Below are 4707 nucleotides of genomic sequence, written 5' to 3'. Positions count from 1 at the left end.
TTTTTTTTTTTTTTTTTTAGCAAAAAGTTTCAAAAAATAAAAAAATTTCATATTTTTTCCATAAAAAATAAAAAGCACCTAAAATGGTGCTTTTTAAATAAAATTTAAAGAATAACATCAAACAAGCAAAAATGTATTTACTATTTTTTAAAAAAAATTTATTAGTTATTTAATAAATATAAATTATGAATTAAAATAAACCACCTATCCCAGAAATTCCTCCTCCATTTTTAAATTTCTTTTTCATCTCCCCTAGGCGTTTTGCCATATTATCAAAATCAGAAAGTAGTTTATTATATTCTTGCGCACTTCTTCCACTCCCTTTTAAAATACGATTTTTTCTTGAAGCATTTTTTAAAAGCTTTGGATTGTTTTTTTCTTGCAAAGTCATTGATGACATTAAAATTGAATACATTTCAAGTTTATGTTCAGCATTTTCTAAATCTTGTTCTTTTACTTTATTTGCAAATTGTCCAGGAAGCATTTTTAAAATTTTTGAAAATTTTCCAAGCTTTTTAATTTCAGTAATTTGATCCATTAAATCATTTAAATTAAAGTCCTCTTTAAACATTCTTTCCATCATGTTTGAAACTTTGTTGTGATCTAAATTATCTTGTGCTTTTTCAATCAGCGTTAAAACATCTCCCATTCCTAAAATTCTATCAGCCATTCTATCAGGATAAAAAAGATCTAAATTTGAAACTTTTTCACCAGTACCAATAAATTTAATTGGCAAATTTAAAACTTGTGAAAGTGACAAAGCTGCCCCTCCACGAGCATCAGAGTCAAGTTTTGTAATAATTGAACCAGTTAATTTCAAATTATCATTAAATATTGAAGCAACATTAATAATGTCTTGACCTGAAAGTGCATCAGCTACAAATAAAATTTCATTTGGGTTTATATTATGTTTTAAAGAAACCAATTCATTCATTAATTTTTCATCAATTGAAAGTCTTCCAGCAGTATCAATTATTATTAAATCATTTTGATTTTCTTTGGCAAAATTTATTGCTTGAGTAACAATTTCATTAACTGGATTGTTTATTCCCTTTTCAAAATAGTCAACATTAATACTTTTTGCCAAGGTAATAAGTTGTTCAACAGCTGCAGGTCTATAAATATCAGCGGCTACAACTAAAGGCTTTTCGATGTATTTTTTCTTTCTTAAAAAATACGCCAATTTTGCAGTTGCTGTTGTTTTTCCGGATCCTTGTAAACCACACATCATAATAATGTATGGTTTTTTAGATATTTTAATTTCTTTAACAGATCCTCCTAAAATATTAACCAACTCTTCATGAAAAATTTTCACCATTGTTTGAGATGGATTTAATTTGCCAATTACTTGTCCTTCTTCAAGAGCTTTTTGCTTGACATTACCAATAAATTCTTTTACTACTTTTAAATTAACATCAGCTTCAAGTAATGAAAATTTAACTTCACGAATTACTTCTAAAATATCTTCTTCACGTAATTGAATTTTTTTGGACATTTTAGCTATGCTTTTTTGCAATCTTTTTTCTAAAAAATTAGTCATAATTAAAATTATACACATTTAAAAAAAAGCTAAAAAAGTTATTCAAAATTTTCTGGTTTTTTTGTTAAAATTAATACTACATAATTAAAAATTTAAAACTATTTAAGATTTGAATTTTAATTAAATTAAATACTAAAAAAGGAATTTATAATGCGTAAAGTTGTTAAAAGAAAAAATAAAGAACGTGCTGAAAAGCGCGCGCATAAATTAGCTCTGGAATTGGCTAGAGCTAAAAGAAAAGCAGAAAGAGAAAATAATTAAGAATTGCTTAATTATTTTTTAATTTTAAAATGAATTTTAACTATAGAATTGCTTCACTAAATTGATTTGGTAATGTAATTAAAAATTCAAAAGGGACCCAATCAATTAGCTTAATAGATCAATCAATTACTAGTTTTCTTCAGTGAAGCATTGTAATAACTGTTTTATTATTTGCAATTGGAATTTGGGTTTTAAAAAGACAAATTTATGCTAAGTATCAATTAATTTATAAAGCAAACCCTCAAAAACAACATAAATTAATTAAAATTGCAGGTTGGATAACTCTGATTTTTATGTTTTTGAAAAGTATTTTGTTGATTATTAGTGATTATCCAGATACATGAGAAATACTGCCGCTTCATTTTTGTCGCTTATGTATTATGTTTTTTGCATTTTTAATGATTTTTAATAAAATGAACATGATTAAATATGTTGCATTTGCTAGCGTTTTAGGAGCTTTACTTGCACTTTTAATTCCAGATTTAAAATCAACATTGGTAGCTTCAGAAGATCAAATTATTGGAGATGTGAATATTTTAAAAGGCGAAAATGTAATGGCATATACATGAAAACAGTATTTATTTTATGATTTTTTTATAACACATGCTTTTTCTCTACTTTTACCTATTATTTTAAGTGTTTTATTTCCATATAAAATTACACTAAAAGACAATATCTACACTTATTTTGGTTTTGTAATTGTTATGATTATATTGTTTTTAATTAATTTGATTGCAAATAGCACTGGATTTAAAAATTGAAATAGTAATTATCTATATTTAGGAAAAATTGGTTTATCAGGATTTCCTTTAATTATTTCAAAATTAGGAATTTGAGCCTGAACAATATTTACTTTATTAACAGTAGGAATTATTTACATTGTTTTTGCATCATTATTTTTTATAATTCAAGACAAAATTCATTTTCACTTCAAAAAAAATAAATTCATTTTTTTGAGCAAAAGCGATAAATGAATAACATATAAAGAATCATTTTTAAATTTTAGATTATTTAAAAAAAGAAAATAAATTAAAAACATAGATAATTTTATTGTCTATGTTTTTAATTCTTTTTTCCTTAATTGGATTAAATATGATAATTCTTGAATTAGTTGTTGATATTTTTCTTCAGCTTTTTTTGCAGAAGCATCACCGTCACCAATTTTTATTTGAATAAATTTTTTTTGATATTTTTCTTTTTCTTCATTTGAAAGTAAATTATTTGAAAGTAAATTTTCTTTTGATACTTCAGGAAATTTATTATCAGAGTCATAATTTAATTGTTCAAAAGAGTTAAATTTTTTTCTTAATGTTAGTGTGTATGTTAAAGTTATTGCCCCAAGAGAACTAGCAAACAAAAATATTAAAAAAGAAAAAACAAAAGAAGATTTTAAAAAAAAATTTTTTTTCATGATTTATTAATTATAATATTTATTTTTAAATTGAAAAAATACATTTTTTGTGATAAAAAATATTTTTTATAAAAATAAATGGTAAAATAAAAAAGCAATAATTAAATTTAATTGCAGAAAGTAGATTCACTTCTCACCTGATGGCCATAGCCTTGGGTTTTGCTACAATTAAATGTATCAAATAGTCAAAATTTTTTTGATACCTTTTTTAGTAGAGAAGTGGGAAACCACTTTTTTAATTTTTTAAGGAGTTATTATTCAAAGTCAAAGAAAAAGTAAAAAACCTGTTGCAGAACATTATGTTAATTCAGATATTATTTATGACAAAATCTATTTAATTGGTTCAAACGGGGAACAAATTGGTGTTAAATATACAAAAGAAGCAATTGAAATGGCAAAAGATGAAAAAAAAGATTTAGTTTTAATTGCAGTAAAACCAAAACCAATTGCAAGAATATTGGATTATGGTAAGTTTAAATATGATCGTAAAAAGAAACAAAAAGAAATTAAAGAAAAGCAAACTATTGTTCAAAATCGAGAAGTTCGTTTAACTCCATTCATTGGAGAGAGTGATTTAATGGTAAAAAGCAAAAAAGCACGTGAATTTTTACTTAAAGGAGATCGTATTAAGGTTTCATTAAAATTAAGAGGACGTGAAATTGGGCGAAAAGATTTAGGTTTTGCAACTTTGGATAAGTTTTTTAAAACATTGGAAGATATATCAGAAATTACTAAAGAACCAAAACTTGTTAATGATCGTTTCTTAGACATGAATCTCCAACCTAACAAACAAAAAATAGCTAAATATTTAAAAGAAATAAATTCTAAAATAAATTTAGAAACTAAAGAAGGGGAAAAAAATGCCAAAAATGAAAACTAAAAGCGCCCTTAAAAAACGTATTAAAGTTACTGGAACTGGTAAAGTTTTAAGAGAACAAGCTTACCGTTCACATTTAGCGCAAAATAAAACAACCAAACAAAAACGTCATGCAAGAAAATCAGTATTAATGTCAAAAAGCGACCTTAAAAGATTTAAACAAATGTTCTAATTTTTATAATTGTTTTATTTATTTTTTAATAATGAATTTACAAAATCATAGATAGAAAGGAAATAAAAGATGGCAAGAGTAAAAGGTGGAACAGTTACTAGAGCAAGACGTAAAAAATGATTAAAATTAGCAAAAGGATATTTTGGACATAAATCAATTGGATACAAAGTAGCCAAGCAAGCAGTTGTTAAATCTTGAACATATGCATTTAGAGATCGTAAGCAAATTAAAAGAAATTTTAGAAAGCTTTGAATTGCTCGTATAAATGCCGCAACAAGAATGCATGGAATGAGTTACTCACAATTTATTAATGGACTTAAAAAAGCAAATGTGACAATTAATCGTAAAATGCTTTCAGAATTAGCTATTAATGAACAAGAAACATTTAAAATGTTAATTGAACTTGCAAAAAATTAAAACGCTTTGCGTTTTTTTTTTTTTTTTTT

6 protein-coding genes are annotated in these 4707 nt (G+C 24.6%); 4 read left to right on the top strand and 2 right to left on the bottom strand.

Features of this window, described 5'->3' with window-relative positions; translation table 4 throughout:
* Window positions 1-190: 190 nt before the first annotated feature.
* Window positions 191-1540, bottom strand: a complete 1350-nt coding sequence (gene ffh / locus U744_RS0103895) for a signal recognition particle protein (protein WP_025755737.1) — start codon at window positions 1538-1540, stop codon at window positions 191-193.
* 290 nt (window positions 1541-1830) lie between these two features.
* On the opposite strand from ffh, the gene U744_RS0103885 reads away from it, so the two are divergent.
* The gene (locus U744_RS0103885) at window positions 1831-2829 is read left to right on the top strand and encodes a YwaF family protein (protein ID WP_025755735.1); all 999 of its coding nucleotides are present in this window, start codon (window positions 1831-1833) and stop codon (window positions 2827-2829) included.
* A 26-nt stretch (window positions 2830-2855) separates the two neighbouring features.
* Here the strand turns inward: U744_RS0103885 and U744_RS0103880 are convergent, their stop codons facing one another.
* Window positions 2856-3212, bottom strand: coding sequence for a hypothetical protein (locus tag U744_RS0103880; RefSeq protein ID WP_025755734.1), 357 nt, complete (start codon window positions 3210-3212; stop codon window positions 2856-2858).
* Between the two features lie 253 nt (window positions 3213-3465).
* Between U744_RS0103880 and infC the strand changes: the two genes are divergently transcribed.
* The 3 genes from infC to rplT all read left to right on the top strand — a co-directional run bounded on the left by infC (window position 3466) and on the right by rplT (window position 4678).
* A complete protein-coding gene (infC, locus tag U744_RS0103870) occupies window positions 3466-4092 on the top strand; it encodes a translation initiation factor IF-3 (protein WP_318023744.1) in 627 nt (208 codons plus the stop codon).
* On the top strand, window positions 4073-4261 hold the full coding sequence (gene rpmI / locus U744_RS0103865; RefSeq protein ID WP_025755732.1) for a 50S ribosomal protein L35: 189 nt from the start codon (window positions 4073-4075) through the stop codon (window positions 4259-4261). The genes infC and rpmI overlap by 20 nt, the downstream gene beginning before the upstream one ends.
* Before the next feature lie 69 nt (window positions 4262-4330).
* Window positions 4331-4678: a 50S ribosomal protein L20 gene (gene rplT, locus U744_RS0103860; RefSeq protein ID WP_025755731.1), complete on the top strand. Its 348-nt coding sequence runs from the start codon at window positions 4331-4333 to the stop codon at window positions 4676-4678.
* Window positions 4679-4707: the final 29 nt, after the last annotated feature.

Source organism: Mycoplasmopsis cricetuli ATCC 35279 (assembly GCF_000526955.1).
Taxonomy (GTDB): Bacteria; Bacillota_I; Bacilli_A; order Mycoplasmatales; family Metamycoplasmataceae; genus Mycoplasmopsis; species Mycoplasmopsis cricetuli.
Note: the sequence above shows the minus strand (reverse complement) of the source record. Positions and strands in the feature narration are given on the sequence as shown.